The organism is Chryseobacterium luteum, assembly GCF_000737785.1.
GTDB classification, from domain to species: domain Bacteria; phylum Bacteroidota; class Bacteroidia; order Flavobacteriales; family Weeksellaceae; genus Chryseobacterium; species Chryseobacterium luteum.
Window position 1 is genome coordinate 603,603 of record NZ_JPRO01000001.1, and the last position, 19,825, is coordinate 623,427.

General features: G+C 39.0%; 17 protein-coding genes. 5 read left to right on the plus strand and 12 right to left on the minus strand.

The window, feature by feature from the left end:
* Positions 1-8 precede the first annotated feature (8 nt).
* From IX38_RS02820 to IX38_RS02860, 9 genes are all read right to left on the minus strand, one after another.
* Positions 9-1,379: an exopolysaccharide biosynthesis polyprenyl glycosylphosphotransferase gene (locus IX38_RS02820; RefSeq protein WP_034701316.1), complete on the minus strand. Its 1,371-nt coding sequence runs from the start codon at positions 1,377-1,379 to the stop codon at positions 9-11.
* A 45-nt stretch (positions 1,380-1,424) separates the two neighbouring features.
* Entirely contained in the window at positions 1,425-2,054 is a 630-nt protein-coding gene (locus IX38_RS02825) for a 7-carboxy-7-deazaguanine synthase QueE (RefSeq protein WP_034701318.1), read from the minus strand.
* A gap of 7 nt (positions 2,055-2,061) precedes the next feature.
* Positions 2,062-2,946 carry a bifunctional 5,10-methylenetetrahydrofolate dehydrogenase/5,10-methenyltetrahydrofolate cyclohydrolase gene (locus IX38_RS02830; protein WP_034701320.1) on the minus strand — a complete coding sequence of 295 codons (885 nt, stop codon included), beginning with the start codon at positions 2,944-2,946 and terminating at the stop codon, positions 2,062-2,064.
* A gap of 21 nt (positions 2,947-2,967) precedes the next feature.
* The gene (locus tag IX38_RS02835; RefSeq protein ID WP_034701323.1) at positions 2,968-3,792 is read right to left on the minus strand and encodes a class I SAM-dependent methyltransferase; all 825 of its coding nucleotides are present in this window, start codon (positions 3,790-3,792) and stop codon (positions 2,968-2,970) included.
* Between the two features lie 3 nt (positions 3,793-3,795).
* Positions 3,796-5,436, minus strand: a complete 1,641-nt coding sequence (gene pgi, locus IX38_RS02840) for a glucose-6-phosphate isomerase (protein ID WP_034701325.1) — start codon at positions 5,434-5,436, stop codon at positions 3,796-3,798.
* A 205-nt stretch (positions 5,437-5,641) separates the two neighbouring features.
* Positions 5,642-6,250: a hypothetical protein gene (locus IX38_RS21840; RefSeq protein ID WP_051884418.1), complete on the minus strand. Its 609-nt coding sequence runs from the start codon at positions 6,248-6,250 to the stop codon at positions 5,642-5,644.
* Positions 6,240-6,674, minus strand: a complete 435-nt coding sequence (locus IX38_RS02850) for an RNA polymerase sigma factor (RefSeq protein WP_394331175.1) — start codon at positions 6,672-6,674, stop codon at positions 6,240-6,242. The genes IX38_RS21840 and IX38_RS02850 overlap by 11 nt, the downstream gene beginning before the upstream one ends.
* 100 nt (positions 6,675-6,774) lie before the next feature.
* Positions 6,775-7,644, minus strand: a complete 870-nt coding sequence (locus IX38_RS02855; protein ID WP_034701329.1) for a TraB/GumN family protein — start codon at positions 7,642-7,644, stop codon at positions 6,775-6,777.
* 155 nt (positions 7,645-7,799) lie between these two features.
* The gene (locus tag IX38_RS02860) at positions 7,800-8,711 is read right to left on the minus strand and encodes a DUF4349 domain-containing protein (protein WP_034701330.1); all 912 of its coding nucleotides are present in this window, start codon (positions 8,709-8,711) and stop codon (positions 7,800-7,802) included.
* 207 nt (positions 8,712-8,918) lie between these two features.
* Between IX38_RS02860 and IX38_RS02865 the strand changes: the two genes are divergently transcribed.
* Positions 8,919-10,277, plus strand: a complete 1,359-nt coding sequence (locus IX38_RS02865) for an acyl-CoA dehydrogenase family protein (RefSeq protein WP_034701332.1) — start codon at positions 8,919-8,921, stop codon at positions 10,275-10,277.
* 97 nt (positions 10,278-10,374) lie between these two features.
* On the opposite strand, the gene IX38_RS02870 is transcribed toward IX38_RS02865, so the two are convergent.
* Entirely contained in the window at positions 10,375-10,752 is a 378-nt protein-coding gene (locus tag IX38_RS02870; RefSeq protein ID WP_034701335.1) for a DoxX family protein, read from the minus strand.
* Between the two features lie 157 nt (positions 10,753-10,909).
* Between IX38_RS02870 and IX38_RS02875 the strand changes: the two genes are divergently transcribed.
* Positions 10,910-11,155 carry a bacteriocin-like protein gene (locus tag IX38_RS02875; RefSeq protein WP_034701338.1) on the plus strand — a complete coding sequence of 82 codons (246 nt, stop codon included), beginning with the start codon at positions 10,910-10,912 and terminating at the stop codon, positions 11,153-11,155.
* Positions 11,156-11,212: 57 nt separating this feature from the next.
* Here IX38_RS02875 and IX38_RS02880 read toward each other — a convergent pair whose 3' ends face one another.
* Positions 11,213-12,325: an AI-2E family transporter gene (locus tag IX38_RS02880; protein ID WP_034701340.1), complete on the minus strand. Its 1,113-nt coding sequence runs from the start codon at positions 12,323-12,325 to the stop codon at positions 11,213-11,215.
* A 246-nt stretch (positions 12,326-12,571) separates the two neighbouring features.
* Entirely contained in the window at positions 12,572-14,977 is a 2,406-nt protein-coding gene (gene lon / locus IX38_RS02885; protein ID WP_034701342.1) for an endopeptidase La, read from the minus strand.
* A gap of 260 nt (positions 14,978-15,237) precedes the next feature.
* Between lon and IX38_RS02890 the strand changes: the two genes are divergently transcribed.
* The 3 genes from IX38_RS02890 (at position 15,238) to IX38_RS02900 (ending at position 19,802) form a co-directional block, all read left to right on the plus strand.
* Positions 15,238-17,388 (plus strand): peptidylprolyl isomerase, encoded by a 2,151-nt coding sequence (locus IX38_RS02890; RefSeq protein ID WP_034701344.1) that lies wholly within the window; start codon positions 15,238-15,240, stop codon positions 17,386-17,388.
* Between the two features lie 127 nt (positions 17,389-17,515).
* Positions 17,516-18,466: an MlaD family protein gene (locus IX38_RS02895; RefSeq protein WP_034701346.1), complete on the plus strand. Its 951-nt coding sequence runs from the start codon at positions 17,516-17,518 to the stop codon at positions 18,464-18,466.
* Positions 18,467-18,473: 7 nt separating this feature from the next.
* Positions 18,474-19,802 carry a 4Fe-4S dicluster domain-containing protein gene (locus IX38_RS02900; RefSeq protein ID WP_034701348.1) on the plus strand — a complete coding sequence of 443 codons (1,329 nt, stop codon included), beginning with the start codon at positions 18,474-18,476 and terminating at the stop codon, positions 19,800-19,802.
* Positions 19,803-19,825: the final 23 nt, after the last annotated feature.

Sequence of the window (19,825 nt, forward strand, 5' to 3'; positions counted from 1 at the left end):
TGTTTGGTTTATTTTGCATTTTTATCACCTCCGATAACTAAAAAAACGGTTTTTAAAATAATAACCAGATCCAGAACAAAGCTCCAGTTTCTTACATAGAAAGTATCTGCAAGAATCCTTTTTTTCATTTCCACTTCTACATCTCCATAGTCTCCGCGCAGGCCGCTTACCTGGGCAAGACCCGTTATGCCTGGAGATACCATGCTTCTTAAACTGTATCTTCCTATCTTAGGCTTATAATAATTGTCTACGGAAAGCATATGCGGACGGGGTCCTACAATGGACATTTCCCCTTTCAGGACATTGATAAACTGTGGAAGCTCATCAAGGCTGGTTTTTCTAAGAAATTTCCCGATTTTTGTGATCCGGGCATCATTTTCTTCCGTAGTTTTTGTTGCAGATTCATCATTGACGATCATGGTTCTGAATTTCAGACAGGAAAATACCTCTTCGTGAAAGCCATACCTTTTTTGAATAAAAAAAACCGGTCCCTTAGACGTTACTTTTATTAAAAGGGCAACGACAGGAAATAACCAGGAGCATAGTAAAACCAGTATAACAAGAGAAAAAGCGATGTCAAAAATCCTTTTGACCAGGAAATTAGAATAATAATCCAAAGGATATTTTGCCTGACTGAGAATTGGTTGTGTCTGAATATATCCAAGATCATACAGGAAAAAATCACTTTGTGTAATACTCGGAATGAGCGATACGTGAACTTTATTGTCTTCCGCCAGCTTGAAAATTTCAGCTTCCAGGCTTTCATTGAAATGGTTCTCTGTAGATAGGAACAGGGTATGGATGCCATTCTTCTTCCAAAAGCCAACCAGATTCTCCGTACTTATATCGGAACTTTCGTATTCGAATATTTTATATCCGTAATCTTTTCTGTCTTTAAATATGTTCTTTAAGATCTCCGTAGAGCCCGTTTCTCCCAGAAACATTACATTTCTGTAATTGATCCCGAGTGAACGGAAGTATTTTATAGTAAAATAAATAACCGATTTGGCAAGAAAGATAAAGCAAAAAAGATAGAACGAAAGCCAGTAAATATCTGAATTGAAAAATACATTTTTGCTCACTTTTCCAATAAGAAGGACGCCGAGTATAAAAAAAAGAAAATGGATAAGGAGGCGCTCCAAAAACAAAGTATACGTAAGATTCCTCTGAATATTATAAATTTTTGTCCTGCCGCTTAGAAGCATCCAGAACAAAAACAGTAATATCAGCGAAAAAATATTCTGGTACCAGGTTTCCTGATGATATTTTAAACTTTCATTCCTGGTTATAAAAAAGAATATAAAAATAGATGCAATAACCAGGAGGTCAAGCAAGATAATGATCGATTTCAGGTATCTAGAGTATCGAATTCTCTGCATCTATCGGTATTTATAACGGATACGTAGGGCTAATGTACGTATTTTTTACGGTATATTCAGGTATTTGTGGGTCTGCACCGAAGCCTGCCATTCCGGATGGGCCAAAATAAAATCGGTGATCTTTGGATACATTTCATCACGCTTGCTCCATTCGCTCTGCATGTATAGTTTGCAGTTTTCAGAAACTTTTGCTGCCTGTTCCTGGGCAAACGTAAAATCGTGCTGATTGAAGATGATCACTTTAAGTTCACTTGCTTTTTCATAGATCTCTTCTTTCGGAAGTCCTGTTTTCTTTGGCGAAAGGGTGATCCAGTCGATTTGCCCGCTCATGGGATAAGCTCCTGAGGTTTCAATATGGATGGTGCATCCCAGCTCTTTTAATTTGGATGTTAAGATATCTAAATTCCACATCAACGGTTCACCACCGGTTAAAACAATTGTTTTACAGTGTTTTGCAGCAGTTTCTGCAATTTCTTCTGCATTCATTAACGGATGGAGATTAGGATCCCAGCTTTCTTTTACGTCACACCAGTGGCACCCGACGTCGCAGCCTCCCAGCCTGATGAAATAGGACGCTTTTCCGGTATGTGCTCCTTCTCCCTGTAAAGTGTAAAAATGCTCCATTACGGGGAGCATTTTACCTTCTTTTAATAAAATATCTTCTTCTTTGTTCATTTTAAAATTAGTCGTTATAGACCGAAGTTTTATAAGCGATGATGGTGTTTTTCATCAGCATGGCTCTGGTCATAGGGCCTACGCCTCCCGGTACCGGTGTGATCCAGCTTGCTTTGGCTGCGCAGCTGTCAAAATCTACATCACCTGCAAGGTAGTATCCTTTTGGAGAGTCATCATCCACTCTTGTAATACCTACATCCACGATTACTGCACCATCCTTGATCATATCTCCTTTTAAGAAATGAGGATCACCCAATGCGGTAATAACAATGTCTGCTTTTTTTGTATATTCTTCGATATCTTTTGTGTAAGAGTGCGTTAATGTAACGGTAGAGTTACCGGGGAAATCTTTTCTTCCCATCAGGATGCTCATAGGTCTTCCCACGATTTTGCTTCTTCCGATAATTACACAGTCTTTTCCTTTAGTTTCAATATTATATCTTTCCAGTAAAGTAAGAATCCCGAAAGGAGTAGCGGGAAGGAAAGTATCCATTTCCAAAGCCATTTTTCCGAAATTTTCAGGATGGAAACCATCTACGTCTTTCCTTGGGTCAATCGCCAGAATGATCTTTTCCTGATCGATCTGGTCCGGTAAAGGAAGCTGTACAATGAAACCGTCCACTGCCTTGGATTTATTCAGTTCGTCGATCTTTTCCAATAATTCAGATTCAGAAACTGTGCTTGGGAATTTTACAAGCGTAGAGCGGAATCCTACTTCCTCACAGTCTTTTACTTTACTGTTTACATACGCCTTGCTTGCTCCGTTGTTTCCTACAAGAATGGCTACCAGGTGTGGTGCTCTCTTCTTGCTTTCAAGGATCTTTTCCACTTCAACCTTGATCTCTGCCTTTATTTCTTTGGATACTTTAAGTCCGTCAAGAATTTCTGCCATTTTTACTTTTTTTACTTTTATTTAGATTTTATTGAATACAACAATATCCTGGAATTCATCGGCGCCTTCCTTTTCTACATCAGTCCTCCAGAATCCTCCTTTTATCGTGGTTACTTTTAATCCTGCTTCCGCTGCCATTTCATTCAGCAAAGGAATGCTTACTGCAATATTGGCTGCAGTCACCTTATCATCCATAAGCCTGTAGCCTTCATACTGATGTGGGAACGGCATTGTGCCGAATTCTTTTTTAGTCTCGTCATACAGAAAGAATGTGGCCAGACACTGTCCGTCGTTCTTCAGCACTCTGCTAATTTCGTTAAGATATCTCCTGATCTCAGGAATCTGCATATGAGTGAAAACCGAGAACAGGAATGCTTTGTCAAACCGCGCATCATCATATGGAAATGTAAAACTCTCCGCTTTTTGGCTGAAAGTATTATACAGGTCATTATAAATCGGTGTAAACTTGAATTTAAAATTCGGATGTTTTTTACCGATATGCTTATTGCACCAGTTTATTCCTTTTTCTACGGCATCAAAACCGTCGTAAGTTCCTTTGTCGATAACCTCTGTAAGGGCTACTGCGGTTCTTCCGATACCGCATCCCACATCCAGAACGTGATCTGTGTTTTGTAACCCGATATATTTTTTGAGCGCATTTACCTGGCGGATTCCGTGAGGTATAAAGTCGCTGCCGCCTACATAAATATCTCCTTTCTTAGGTTCATTTTTAGATCTTTTTCCGGTAAGCCCTTCATAGAGATCTATCGGGAAATAATAGATCTTTCTTCCCAGAAGCCTGAGGCCGGGAGGAAGTTTATAATAATATGACCGTAATGCAGACATCTGCTATTTATTTCCTTTATAATAATTGATCAGTCCGTTCGTAGAGCTGTCATGAGAACTGATTGCCTCATTGCTTTCAAGCTCAGGAAGGATCTTGTTGGCGAGAACTTTTCCTAATTCCACTCCGAACTGGTCGAAACTGAAAATATTCCAGATTACGCCCTGCACAAAGATCTTGTGTTCATACATGGCAATTAACTGTCCCAACGAAAAAGGAGTTAATTCATTGAATAGTATAGAGTTGGTAGGTGTGTTTCCGTGGAAGACCTTATAGTTTAATAACCTGTCAGTTTCTTCATCGGATTTTCCTTCTTTTCTTAATTCCTGTTCTACTTCCTCTTCAGATTTCCCGAAGGCCAGTGCTTCAGTCTGCGCGAAAAAGTTGGCTAAAAGTTTCGGCTGATGATCAGAAACTGCATTGCTGCTTTTCACATAAGCGATAAAATCTGCCGGGATAAGTTCAGTTCCCTGGTGGATTAACTGGTAAAAAGCATGCTGTCCGTTGGTTCCCGGCTCCCCCCAGATGATAGGCCCTGTTTCGTATTCTACGAATTCTCCGTTTCTGTCTACGCATTTCCCGTTACTTTCCATATCTCCCTGCTGAAGATAAGCCGCAAATCTGTCCAGGTATTGGGAATAAGGAAGTATTGCATAAGTGGTGGCAGCATAAAAATTACGGTACCAGATGCCTAAAAGTCCCATTAAAACCGGAACGTTTTCTGAAAAATCTGCAGTCTGGAAATGCTGATCCGTATCATTGGCTCCTTTTAGAAGCTGTTCAAAATTGTCATAGCCTACTGCCAGAACAATGCTCAGGCCGATAGCGCTCCAAAGAGAATATCTTCCGCCAACCCAGTCCCAGAACTCAAAAATATTTTCTTCTGCAATTCCGAATGCTTTAACTGCTTCAACGTTAGTAGATAAAGCTACAAAATGTTTGGCGACATCTTCTTCTTTTCCTGCTTTCAGGAACCAGTCTTTTGCAGAATTGGCATTGGTCATTGTTTCCTGAGTGGTAAAAGTCTTGGAAGCAATGATGAACAATGTGGTTTCAGGATTCAGTTTTTTAACGGTTTCTGCAATGTGATTGCCATCAACGTTTGAAACGAAATGAACGTTTAATCTTGTTTTAAAATGCTTTAAAGCCGAACAAACCATTACAGGACCAAGATCTGAGCCTCCGATTCCGATATTCACCACATCGGTAATTTCTTTCCCGCTGAAACCTTTGTGCTCCCCAGAAATGATTTTTTCAGAGAAAGCTTTCATGTGGTCAAGAACTCTCCTGATCTGTGGTTTGATATTTTCACCGTCTACGATGATCTCTTTATCTGAAAAATCCCTTAAAGCTGTATGCAGAACTGCTCTTCCTTCTGTTTCGTTGATTTTGTCACCGGAAAACATTTTGGAAACAGCATCTTTAAGCTGACATTCATCCGCCAGTTGAAGTAAAAGTTCCTTGGTTCTTGAATCGATCAGGTTTTTAGAATAATCAAACAGGAAGTTGTCTTTCTGCAAAGAAAATTCTTTAAAACGGTCAGGATTGTACTGGAAAAGACTTCTCAGATCAAAGTCGTTGCCTGCAAAGTGTTCGTCAAGAGCCTTCCAGCTGGTGGTTTGTATAGGATTTATTTTTGATAGCATATTTTAGAAATTATATAGATTCAGAAAACAAAAGGCAGGATGAAATGTTTAAAATCCATATCATTTTATTTCTGATGTGCAAATTTAAGGAAAAATAAAACCTCAGATAAATTTGAACAGGATAAATAACAATTTTTTAAAAGGAAACCTCAGAACAAGGTCTGAGGTTTCATGGTTATTATTTTGTAAAAGATGGATCAGAAAGTTATTCGTCCATTTCGTTCAGGATGTTTTCGAGACGTTTGGCATTTCTTCCGTAGATATATTTTGTCCATAAGACAATGCTTGTTACAATGAATATGGTTCCTAATAAAACAATCAGGATTAAAGACTGTTGATAAGAACCTGACATATTTCCTAGAGACTTTCCTTTTTCCTCAAATATATTATAGAATTCCAGTCCTAATGAGACCATAAAGTGGGGGAGCATAAGAAATCCGAAAGACTGATATCTCTCCATGTTCAGCTTCAGCTCATGGTATATTTTCCAGAGGCTGTTTTTGGTATTTCCGGTATACAGCTCTGTCTGCTTATAAAATTTATAAAATCCGAAAAGATAATAAGAAGATATTACGACAAGAATAGCATAGGAAGTGTAATAAATAACATGTTGTGACGGAGGAAAGTCAAGCTGTTGCGGAAAGAATGCGATAAGAATGATGGCAATGATCTGCATGGGAAACTCTGCTCTCATGCTTTTCTGGATATTTTCGACAGGATGCTTGCTTTTCTTTAACTTTTCTATGGTTTTGGGAATGTTGACGCTGTTGCCGTCTTCATTATTCCACTGTTCTTTTAATTGATCAAAATTCATAGCCTGATTTTTTTATGATTTGCTGTAGTTTTTCTTTGGTTCTGTTGAGTTTTACACGGGCATTGCCTTCGCTGAGCCCCAGATTATCCCCGATTTCTTTATGGGACATGCCTTCCATGAAATAGAATATGACGGCTTTTTCCAGGGCTTTAAGTTCCTGAACCGCACTGTAGAAAACTTCAAGCTGTTTTTCTTTCGCAGGATTGTAATCTTCGTTCTGGACTTCAAAATGATGGGGTACATCTGTGTGATTGCTCGTCCGTTTTTTTTCTTTTTTTAAATAAGTGATCGCGGTATTAATGGCGACACGGTACATCCATGTAGAGAATTCACTGTTGCCTTTGAAGTTCTGGTAAGATTTCCACAGCTGAATAAGAATTTCCTGTTGCAGGTCTTCCCGGTCTTCTACAGAATCTGCATAGATCCGGGAGGCTTTGTATAAAATGCCTTTGTGCTGGTTGACGAGCTTTAAAAAAGCGGCTTCAGTTTGACTGCTCACGATGATTTCACGGTTTGGTTATATGTTATAGACTTGATACCGGCTTTACAGTATATCCTTTGGATCTTAAAAGTTTGACAATTCCGTTTTCACCCATAAGATGAGCGCTTCCTACTGCAAAGAAAGAACTTTCTTTTTTCATTATTTCCGGCATTTTTTCTGCCCAGTTCCTATTTCTGTCTGTCAGCATGGCTTTTTCCTGCTGGGCATTCATTATTTTATCATTTCTGAAGGATGTGTAGACAGACTGTACATCTTCTTTTTTAAAGGCGGCAATCATTTCTTTAAGCAGAACTTCGTATTCTTTTCCAATTTTTAACTGTCCGATTACTGCTTTCAGATCATAAGCCTTATTAATGGAGGCCATCTGGTCTTCTACTTTTTCAAGGCCATAGACTTTCTTCTTACTTTTGAGGGCATTTTTAAGAAGTTCTATTTCATATAATTTTATTTCAGTTTGCGGACATGGTAGGGCTTTTAATGAAACAAGCGCATACAATCCCTGTGAACTGGAATGATCCATCTTCTTTAAATCTGTTCCATAGTCAGCGAGGACTTTATCCAGTTCTTTTGCCTCTTCGGGAGTAAGCTGGTCTGACAGTTTTTTATCAGTCTGATACATTTTCTGCATCGCTGTCATTTCAGCCGGATCCGTATAATTGATTTCCATTACAAATTGATCGGATTTTTCAAGGGCTTTCATTACTTTCGGTTTAATCTCAAAATCCTGGCTGCACATGGCATGAAAGGTTCCGGCGAGGTAAGAAGATTCCGTAAGTCCATTCCCTGAAACTTCCCAAAGTGTGCTGTTTTCCATATTGCTGTTCTGAGCTTTTGCTGTGATGAAGGCTGCGGATAATAATGCGGCAAACCCAAATTTCACTAAATTTTTCATATGATTAAGTTTTTAATTATTCACTCTTTAAACAGTAGGTAAGGGCTGTATTATGATCGTTACAGTTTTTTTTTAAAAAAATAAAAACCTCCTGAAAGAGGAGGTCTGTAAAATCTAAAATTATGATGATAACCAGTTGGTTAGGAATTTTTTTTCTATTCTGAAATTTTTCTATGTTCTGGCCTTGTCAGTTTTCTTTTTCTTAAAACGTAAATAACAATGCCTAAGATTAATACTAGAGGCCATACTGTAATAAGTCCCACTGCGATCTTCTGAATCAGGTAAAACCCTTCTACAAAAGCATTTTTAGCATCATATATAAAATTGAACTTGTATTTATTATCAATATTACGGGTATTGGTCACTGCGATTTCGGCGATACGGAGTTTAGGCTCTTTAATGTAGATGTCTATTGTGCTGTATTTGACATTGTCTGTAGTATCCATATTGGCCAACTGCTGTAGATTTCCTTCCACCATATTATCGTTGTCCAGCGTTACTTTGTCTTTATTTGTTTTCAGTTTTTCTATGTTTTCACCTGTTTTTTTTATTCTTTTGCCTTCCATTTCTGCATACTTGATGCCGGAGGTTACATCTTCCGCATTGATCATTCTGGAATTGAGGAATAGTTTTTTATCATTAATTTTTACAAGCAGTTCCCCTAATTTTTCCGTAGGTACACGTACCTGCATGGTGTTTTCCGTCTGGTATTTTTTAATCAGCATGGCATCATCGCTGGAAGTATTATAGGTATCCTCAGAAATTACATTACTCTGAAGGTTACTGCGGGTAACAAATCCTCCAAGATCCTGAACTGTTTTTTCAATGGAAACCGTTGCTTCATATACATCTTTCACTTCCATATTCACATCTGCTGTTTTGATGAACTGTTTATCTTTTACAGTCATGGTCGCTACGGATGAAACACTGTCTGATGTGGCTGTAGAATCTGCCACAGTATAGTCTGCACGCTCGGTAGACACCGCCGTAGCTTCTCCTTTTTTACATGAATAAATACCTGATAAAAGGATTGCGGATAATGATAATTTAATGTAAGTTGTTTTCATAGCGTTGATTTTTGTGGGTTTTATTAGGTCAAAGTTCCTTCAGAATCCTTTGTAATATTTGAAAATCCACAGTAAAAAAATTGTAAAAAATATTTCTGTTTTAAATTCCTGTAAATGAGTAGTTTGTAAAATAAACAGAGGTGAGACAGCTTGTTTTCGGAGCAGTTTTTGCTTAACTTTTACAAATCAATCCCACAAAACATTACTATGTCAAATACTTTTTCCAAAATCAGAAACGCTATAGAATTATTCAGATCCATAGATTTTGATCAGCTCAGTACCATTTCCCAGAAAGTTGATCTGCCGAAGCTGATGCAGAATTTCTCCAAACTGGATGATAAACAGCTGAACGGAATGATGAAAATGCTTGATCCTGATAAGAAAAAACGGGAGCTTCCTCCCATTGATGGTGATTTTTACGATATCTACCATACGCTTACCCCTGAGCAGCGGGAAATTCAGCTTAAAGTAAGAGCGTTCATGGAAAAAGAAGTGAAACCTTTGGTAAACCACTACTGGCTCAGAGACGAATTCCCTTTTGAGCTGATCCCGAAATTCCAGAAACTGGATATCTGTGGTGTAACCTATGAAGGATACGGCTGCCCGGGAATGCCATTTCTGATGGAAGGTGTCATTGCTATGGAAATGGCAAGAATTGATGCCTCTATCGCTACATTCTTCGGAGTTCAGTCAGGACTGGCTATGGGATCTATCTATATCTGCGGATCAGAAGAGCAGAAACAGAAATGGCTTCCCCAGATGCAGAAATTTGAAAAAATAGGGGCTTTCGGTCTTACGGAACCTGAAATAGGGTCGGGAGCAGCCGGTGGTCTTACAGTAACATGCACACAAACTCCGGAAGGCTGGGTTCTTAATGGCCAGAAAAAGTGGATCGGAAATGCAACGTTTGCTGATCTGATCATTATCTGGGCAAGAGATCTGGATAGCGGAGAAGTAAAAGGTTTTATTGTAGAAAAAGATAATCCGGGCTATTCCGTTGAAAAAATCAAAGGGAAAATGGCGCTGAGAATTGTTCAAAACGGATTGATTACTTTAAAGGACTGTCTCGTGACAGAAGAAAACCGACTGCAGCATGCCAATTCATTCAAAGATACCGGAAAAGTTCTGCGTATGACGAGAGCTGGAGTGGCATGGATGGCTACAGGCTGTGCGAGAGGGGCCTACGAAAGTGCTTTGCAGTATACAAGAACCAGGGAACAGTTCGGGAAACCTATTGCTTCATTCCAGATGATTCAGGGACATCTGGTGGAAATGCTTTCCAATCTTACAGCGATGCAGACGATGGTATTCCGCCTGTCCGAGATGCAGGACGAAGGGATTTTAAAAGACGAGCATGCTTCATTAGCCAAAGTTTTCTGTACCATGAGGACCAGGGATATTGTTTCCAGGGCGAGAGAAGTGATGGGAGGAAACGGTATTCTCCTTGAATATGATGTCGCAAGATTTGTGGCAGATGCTGAAGCTATTTATTCCTACGAAGGAACGAAAGAGATCAATTCATTGATTGTAGGACGATCAATTACGGGATTCAGTGCATTTGTATAAATTTCTCAATGTGAATGGTGAATAGCCATTAGTGAGTATTGCAGGATATAAATTGACAGCAAAGCTAATTGACTATTCACCATTCATTAATAACTTCCTAGCTAATCAAAGCCTTATATTTCTCCTTGTTATCAATAATCATCCAAAGATTAATCAGGAACAGAACTCCTGCGACGGACATTCCCATGATGGATTTGTCCATTGTGAAAACGTGAGTCACGATTCCTACCATTACGGGTAAAATAACAACGGCTCCTAATGCTCTTGTTTTTGGGAAAATAAATAATAACCCGCCAACAACTTCTACAATTCCCACCAGAGGCATCAGCCAGTGAATTTCTCCAAATGCTGTAAAAAGTTTCATTTGCTCAGGCGTTGTCTTTTCCATTGGCATATAATTGAAGAATTTGTTTAATCCGGCATTGATAAACATAAGCCCGAAAAGAAGGGCAAAAATAAATTTTACGATTTTCATGATTGACGATTTTACATCAAATTTAAAACAAAAATGGCATTCGTGAATCTATTTTTATTAAAATTTGTTAATGTTGTAAATTTATCCCTGTGTTTGGAATAATTTCTGATTTCATTTAATATATTTGTTCTGCAAATCAAAACTAAACAATCGTATTATGTTGAAAAATCTTCAAAAATTAGATCGCGAAAATTTAAAGAAAATTAATGGAGGTGGAAAGCCGCCTATCTGTGATATAGGACCGGAAGGCTGTCCATGCAAAATTCCACCCGGAGATCCTTGTTTAGGCGGAGGTGGAGGAGGAACCCCTCCCGGAAATCTGGGATATTGTCCTGACAGCCAGTCGTACATTCCATGTGACCAATCCTGTCCGAACGGAATGAGCCCATACTGCGCATTATAAAATTAAAGTATAAGACTGTCTCCATCGAGGCAGTCTTTTTTTTATGAGTAATGGCAATTAGTCCATTTCCTTAAGGGTGATATTCTTAGAGATTTTGTAGCTCTTTTTCTTTTTATTGGGCTTTTCCTCCTCACCGAGCAGTTTGCTCCAGGGTTTTAAGCCTTCCACTCTTTCAAAGATAATTTTAATGATAGCAATAGCCGGAATACACAGGAACATTCCTGCAATTCCCCAGAGATGCTCCCCCAAAATAATTCCGATAAAAGAAAATAAAGCGTTGATCTTTACCTTTGAGCCTACAACGAATGGCAGTACAATATTTCCGTCAATGATATGTACAACAATATATCCGATAGCTACATAGACACAGGTGGAAGGTGTGCCGGTAGCAAATGCAATGAAACATGATATTAAAAGAGAAATGCAGATTCCAAGATAAGGAATAACATTAAGTAAACCTGTCAAAACAGCCAGAAGTATTGCATATTTTACCCCTAAAATGGTAAGAAGAACCGAGCAGAGAATTGAAACGATTAAAACCTGCAGACAGAGCCCGAAGATATATTTCTTCGTCATTACCCTGATCTCGGTAACCACTTCCTGTACGCTTGCTTTATGTTTTTCGTTAAAAACGGTCACAATAAAATTATTGAGAATTCTTCTGTAATTTAAAATAAAGATGAAAAACAAAGTGAAAAATACAATAAAGCCGAAACCGCTTGAAAATATTCCGAAAGTAAAACCAAGAATCACTCCGGAAGAAGACAGCAGTTTATTTAATCCCTGATTAATATAATCAAGCTGCTCATCTATTTTTACATTGAATGTTTTTGAGATCCAGTGCTGCAGATTCCCGAAAACACTGGTCATCTGATCCCTGAGGTGCGGAAGATCCTTACTGAAATCAGAGAGCTGTGATCCGAAAAAATAAATGAGTCCGCATAAAATAGCCAGCATAATGAAAACTGAAGTCATTGTTGATATAGATCTCGGAAACCTTAATCTTCTCTCCATGAAAGTGGCAGCAGGAAGAAAGAGCATAGCCATTAAAAAAGCCAGGAAGAAAGGTGCTAAAATGCTCTGTCCGAGTGCCAGCAGGTAACCCAGACCAATGATGGAAATGACTACAAGTGTGAGTTTAACAAGAAAAGGGAGTCTAAGAAAATTCATAATTTTTCAATCAGTTGCATAAAAATAAGAAAACCCGCCTAATTAAAGATGTGTTTTGGTTTAATTAACATAATTCTTTTGATGAAGAAGGCAGATGAACAGGGAAGTGTGGTATGTTATTAGCGGAAATGTAAAAAAATCATATGTTTTTTCTTATTTCCTTAATACTTTAAAATTCGGTGAATAAAAAACGCATCCCAGATAACCTGAGACGCGTTTCCTTATTGAGAGTTGATATGTTTTTAATTATTTCTCGATCGCAAAATCAATTACCTCTTCCATTCTGTTCACATAATGTACCGTCAGGTTTTTCAGATAATCTTTTTTGATTTCCTCCACATCCTTTCTGTTGGCATCACAGAGAATAACTTCTTTTATTCCTGCTCTTGTTGCGGCCAGAAGCTTTTCTTTGATTCCGCCTACAGGAAGCACTTTTCCTCTTAACGTTATTTCTCCCGTCATGGCAAGGTGAGGTTTTACTTTCCTGTTTTTGAATGAAGAAACCATTGAAGTCAGCATTGCAATACCGGCAGATGGTCCATCCTTTGGTGTTGCCCCTTCAGGAACGTGGACGTGGATGTTTTTCTTGTCCAGATCTTCCTGCGGTATTCCGAGTTCATCATGTCTGGCCTTGATATATTCCAGGGCGATAGTTGCAGATTCCTTCATCACGGTACCTAAGTTCCCGGTCATGGTAAGGCTTCCCTTTCCGTTGCTTAAAATACTTTCAATGTATAAAATGTCTCCGCCTACACTTGTCCACGCAAGGCCTGTCACCACACCGGGTACTCCCGTGATCTCAGATAAGCTTTTCGGTCTTGGAACGCCCAGGATCTCGTCTATTTTTTCAATGGTGATTTTCGGATCATATTCTTTCATCAAGGCAGTCTGAAGAGCAACCCATCTTGCAATGGAGGCAATTCTTTTTTCCAGGCTTCTTACACCGCTTTCCGAGGTATGTGCCTCAATGATATGTTTAAGTTCAGCATTCCCTAGTTTGAATGATTTAGCATCCAGACCGTTTTCATCCTGTTGTTTTTTGATCAGATGTCTTTTTGCGATCTCGGTCTTTTCCTCCATCGTATATCCTGCGATCTGAATAATCTCCGTTCTGTCTAAAAGCGGTGTCTGTATCGTAGAAAGTGAATTTGCTGTGGCAATAAACATCACTTTAGACAAATCGTAACCCATTTCCAGGAAATTATCATAGAAAGATTTATTCTGTTCAGGATCAAGAACTTCCAGAAGAGCCGAGCTTGGGTCGCCATGAAGGCCTTGTGCAATCTTGTCAATTTCATCAAGTACGATCACCGGATTGGAAGTGCCCGATTTTTTGATAGACTGCAGGATTCTTCCCGCCATTGCTCCAATATATGTTTTTCTGTGTCCTCGGATTTCGCTTTCATCATGAAGACCGCCCAGAGATAACCTTACATACTTTCTTCCCAAAGCATCAGCCACCGATTTTCCTAAAGAGGTTTTCCCGACTCCCGGAGGCCCTACAAGCAATAAAATAGGGGATTTCATGTTATTTTTTAATTTCAAAACAGCCATGTGCTCCAAAATCCTTTTCTTAATATCTTCAAGTCCGAAATGGGCCTTATCTAAGATCTTCTCAGCCTTAGCAATATCAAAAACATCCTTTGTGTAGGTTTCCCAAGGAAGATCTGTAAAGAAATCAAGATAATTTCTCTGTACATTATAATCCGGAGCATTAGGATTCTGACGCTGCAACCTGTTGATCTCTTTCTGGAAATGCTCTTCCACTTCCTGGTTCCATTTTTTGCTGCTTGCCTTATGGATGAGGTCTTCCACATCACTTTCCGGGCCGCCTCCCAGTTCGTCCTGAATGGTTCTGATCTGCTGGTTCAGAAAATATTCTCTCTGCTGCTTGTCAAGATCCTTTGACGTTTTCTGATGGATCTGGTTCCTTAATTCCAGCTTTCTGAAATCCTCATGCATCATCTCATAGCATTTGTTTGCCCTCTCCATAAGGCTTTTCTCTTCAAGCAGTTTTTGCTTTTCGATAGAAGGAAAACTTGCGTTTGTACAGATGAAATTAAGCAGATCATCATTGTTATTGATGTTCTTAATTGCAAAATTGGCTGCATTCGGGATATTAGGATCCAGCTCAATGATCTTTAAGGCCAGGTCTTTGATGTTTTCAAGTAAAGCCTCATATTCTTCCTTATTTTTCGGCCTTGAATCTTTTAATTTGGTGATTTCGGCCTTGAAATAAGGCTGGCTTTCTACAATCTTTTTTATTTTGAATCTGTGGAAGCCTTTGGTAATAGCCGTTATATTTCCCTCGGGAAGTTTGATGATCTTAATGATCTTGGCAAGAGTACCTGTCTGGTACATGTCTTTCTCACCAGGCTGTTCCAGATCTGAATTTTTCTGGCTTACGATTCCAATGAGCTCACCATTTATCTGTGCCTCTTCAAGAAGCTGTATCGATGTTTTTCTTCCTGCAGTAATAGGAATTACAACATTCGGAAACATAACCATATTTCTTACGGGAAGTATAGGGAATATTTTCTGTTCGGAATCTTTATCTGTCTCCGAAAAGTCTGAAAGATTGATCTCTTCAGCTACAATGTCAAATCCATCGCTGATCATTTCCTCTAAACTAATATCTTCAAATTCTGTCATAATTAATCAAATGACAAATTGTCATCTTCGTTTTAAATCGTTAAAATGATATTTTACAATATGCGCTGAAAACGTGCAGCGTATTATAGTTCTCTAAATGGCACAATACCTGTGCCATTTGTTTTTTGCTGAAAAATATGGTCAAAATTTCCTTTTTTTAATAATCTTTCACTTTAAAAATTAAATTAAGGGACTTCTGCTTCTCTAATTTCTTAAAAATGTGTATTTTCGCAAACTGATAAAAAACTATAATATATAAAATGGCAATTTTAGGACAGATTAGGAGTAAGCCTTGGCTTTTGATGGGAGTGATCGCATTGGCGCTTTTAGCGTTTTTGGTAAACCCCGACAGCATCGACAAGGTTTTTGGGAAAAATCCTGATGTTTTAGGAAAAGTAAACGGTGAGAAAATCACCCGCGAAGAGTTCAATGATCAGCTTTTCGTACTGCAGCAGCAGGCTGAACAACAGGGCCGCCCAAAAGCGGGACTTGAAGAGCAGGCTTGGCAGTTACTTGTACAATCTAAACTTATCAAGCAGCAGTTTGAGAAATTGGGATTTGAAATGACTGATGACTATTTCTGGAACCAGATCCAGTATGATCAGATGTTTGCCCAACAACAGCAGTTCTTTGATGAGAAAGGTAATTTTAAAACTCAAGAGCTTAAAAAAGAAATTGAAACATTAAAGAACACCAATCCGGAAGGGTACAACCAATGGCTGAAAACCAGAAAAACAGTTGAATACAGACTGATGGCCAGACAGGTGTTTAGTAATATTTCAGCAGGGATCACTACTGGTAAGAAAGAAGCTGAAGAGCTTATGAAGCAGAGAGACCAGCTGGCTGACATCGATTTTGTAAAGATCGATTACGCGGCATACCTTCAGAAAACAAAGATCAATGTGACTACAGCGGATCTTGCTAATTACATTAAGGAACATCCTGTAATGTTTAAAGCTGAACCAAGCAGAAATATAGGTATTGTATATTTTCCTTCTAAACCTAGCCCGGCAGATGATGCAGCGGCTCAGAAGGAGATTACTAAGCTTTTCTCAGGAGGTACGGATGCAAGCGGAGGAACAGAGAACTTCCAGAATACGAAGAACGATTCTATGTTCGTAATGGCTAATTCTGATGTACCGTTCAACAATCAATATGTACCGGCAAATCAGGTGCCGCAAGGTTTACAGGGTAAATTGGAAACAGCGGCAGTGGGTCAGGTATTCGGTCCTTATAAAGAACAGAATTTCTATGTTGTTTCTAAGCTGATTGATAAAAAAGCTTCGGATTCCACACTTTCCAAGCATATCTTAATTGCATATAAAGGCGCTGAAAGATCTACTGCTACAAGAACAAAAGAAGCAGCTAAGAAAATAGCAGACAGTTTAATGGCTGAAATAAAAGGAAATCCTGCAAAATTTGCAGAAGGTCTGAAATTATCCGACGAACCTGGTGCTGTTGAAAGAAACGGTAGTGTGGGCTGGACAACTCCTCAGAGTCAGTTTGCTCCGGGATATTTAAATTTCCTGGCAAACAATGCCAAAGGTTCCACAGGTTTAGCTGAAACACAATTTGGATATCATATCATCAATGTAGAAGATAAAAAAGCTGGAACTATGGGATACAAAGTGGCCCATTTAGCAAAAGAAATTAAGCCTTCGGATGCTACAGAAGCAGAATCCGATAAAAAAGCAAGAAGATTTATCCAGCAGATTCAGGGGAAATCTTTCAACGATTTCGTGAATATTGCCAAGAAAGGGAACTATCAGTTCTCCAATCCTAAACAGGCTAAAAGATTTGACGGACAGCTTCAGGGACTTGGTACGGATAAAGACGGAGAAATCTTAGCTTGGGCGTTCGATAAGAAAAGAGAAAAAGGAGATACAGAATTCTTTACTGTAGAAGGTACGGGAGATAAAATCGTAGCTTACCTTAACGGAAAACAGGAAGCAGGTCTTGCAGATCCTGAATCTGTAAGAGACCAGATTGAAGTGATTGTTAAAAATAAACTGGCGGCCAAACAGATCTCTGATAAGATTGCTGCTGCAAAAGCTTCAGGATTGGATCAGATTGCTAAAATGTTTGCTTCTACCAAACAGTCAGCTCAGGTCAATATGCTTAGTCCTTCAGTAGCCGGTTCTATGGAACCTAAAGTTGCGGGTGCTGCTTTCGGTATTGCGAAAGGTAAACTTTCTAACCCTGTAGAAGGTGGAACGGGAGTTTATGTACTGATCAAAAAATCAGAAACCGTAAACAAGCAGCCGGGTGACCTTAAGCAGTTTACAGAATCCATTACCCAGAGAAATGGAGGGATGTTCGGGCAGGCCTGGATGAAGAGTCTTCAGGACAATGCAGATATCGAGGATTACAGAATCGAGATCTGGAATAAGCTGGGAAATCAGCAACAGTAAGAAATTAATTTTTACAGATATAAAAGCGGCAGTATTTTCTGCCGCTTTTTTGTATTTAACGCAGAACAATAAAGAAAAAGATTAATTTAAAATGTGCTATATTTGCTTATTAGAAAAAATTTAGCAAGTGAAGTTCAGTAAAGAATTAAAAGCTGGTGTGATTGCACTTTTAGCTATTGTAGGCTTTGTAGTGTTGTTTCAATTCATGAAAGGCAGAAGTCTTTTTACTACCGATAATATATTTTACGCAAAATATGATAATGTGGAGGGACTTGCGCAGTCATCCGCAGTTTCCATCAATGGTCTCAAAGTAGGGCAGGTCGATAAGATCATTCCCAGAACGGCAAAGGATGGAAAGATCAGTTTTGTTGTAAAAATTACGGTGGATGACAATTTCGTGTTTTCCAAAAATTCAACCCTTGAAATCTTTGAACCTGGCCTTATGTCAGGAAAAGAAATGAGGGTAAACCTTATGTATGGTGGCCAGACTGCAAACGACGGTGACACCCTGCAGGGTACTTTCAAATTAGGAACTTTGGGAAGTCTTTCTTCTCAGGTAGGTCCGGTGAAAGATCAACTTCAAACAGTATTACATCGCGTAGACTCTCTAATGGCTAATGCCAATCTATTGGTTGACGGGCAGAACAGAGCTGAAATCAAAGCTTTGCTTTCGAATCTTAATAAGACGGTAAGTGCTTTACAGACTACAGCAGGAAGTGTAAATTCCCTTGTGGGACACAATGACCCTAAACTTCAGAAGGTACTTGATGATGCTAGTATTACCATGCAGAGCGGAAAAGTAACTTTGGATAAATACGGAAATCTCGCAGAAAGTATTGATACTAAAAGATTAAATGCGACAATTGCTAATTTAGATGCTACCGTAGGAAAACTTAATCAGGTTATTTCCGGCGTTGACAACGGACAGGGAAGCTTAGGAAAGCTAATGAAAGATGAGCAGCTTTACAATAATCTGAATACGGCCTCTACAAACCTGAATTCATTGATTGAAGACATGAAAGCAAACCCTAAGAGATACATCAATTTCTCTGTTTTCGGGAAGAACAATAAAGACTAATCACCTTATGCAGTACATCGATAACATTATTTTTCTGATCTTATTAGTTGCGGGGTTTGGGCTGTTTGCAAAAAGTCTGCAGAAGATCTACAGAAATATCAAATTAGGAAGAGAAATCAACAGAAGCGACAGGAAAGCCGAGCGCTGGGAAACCATGGCAAGAGTGGCGATGGGCCAGAGCAAAATGGTAAAACGTCCTGTGGCTGGTATTCTCCACATTTTTGTATATGTAGGTTTTGTTATTATCAATATTGAACTGATAGAAATTATTGTCGACGGAATCTTTGGTACTCACAGGTTTCTCGCTTCCATTTTTGGACACGGCTTCTATAATTTCTTCACGGCGACGTTAGAAATTCTTGCATTGCTGGTGGTAATTGGAGTAGTGGTATTTTTCATCAGAAGAAACTTTTATGGAGTTAAAAGACTGACCATGAAAGAGCTCTTCGGATGGCCAAAGAATGATGCCAATTGGATTTTGATTATAGAATTTGCTCTGATGGTTGCGTTTTTTTCTATGAATGCCGCAGATCATCAGTTGCAGGGTGTTTATGATGCTCACCCTATTCCCGGAAGTTTCCCAATCAGCGGAATTTTATTTGGATGGTTTTCTGTTTTTGGCGAATCCACTTTACATATTATAGAAAAAACTGCCTGGTGGTTTCACTTTGTAGGAATTCTGTTCTTCATGAATTACCTTTATTACTCTAAACATTTACATATCATTTTAGCGTTTCCAAGTACTTGGTATGCCAATTTAGATTTGTATGGAAAGTTTAATAATTTAGATTCAGTTACCAAAGAAATTAAGCTGATGATGGATCCTAATGCAGATCCTTATGCCGCACCGGCCGAAGGAGAAGCTGCAGATGTTCCCTCTAAATTTGGCGCAGAAGATATATTTGATCTTAACCAGGTACAATTGCTTAATGCATACTCATGTACAGAATGTGGAAGGTGTACCTCCGTATGTCCTGCCAATATCACCGGCAAAAAGCTTTCTCCGAGACTGATCCTTATGAAAACAAGAGACAGGCTGGAAGAAGTTGGTAGAAATATTGATAAAAACGGCAAATTCGAAGACGACGGCAAGAAGCTTTTGAATGACTATATCACAAAAGAAGAACTTTGGGCCTGTACAACATGTAACGCCTGTACAGAAGCCTGTCCGGTATTGCTGGATCCGCTTTCCATTATTTTCGAAATGAGAAGATTCCTTGTGATGGAACAGTCCGCTGCCCCTCAGGAACTGAATCTGATGATGACGAATGTAGAAAACAATGCTGCCCCTTGGCAATATAACCAGGCAGACCGTTTGAACTGGGCAAAAGATTAATATCTATTGTATTAAAATGTTCA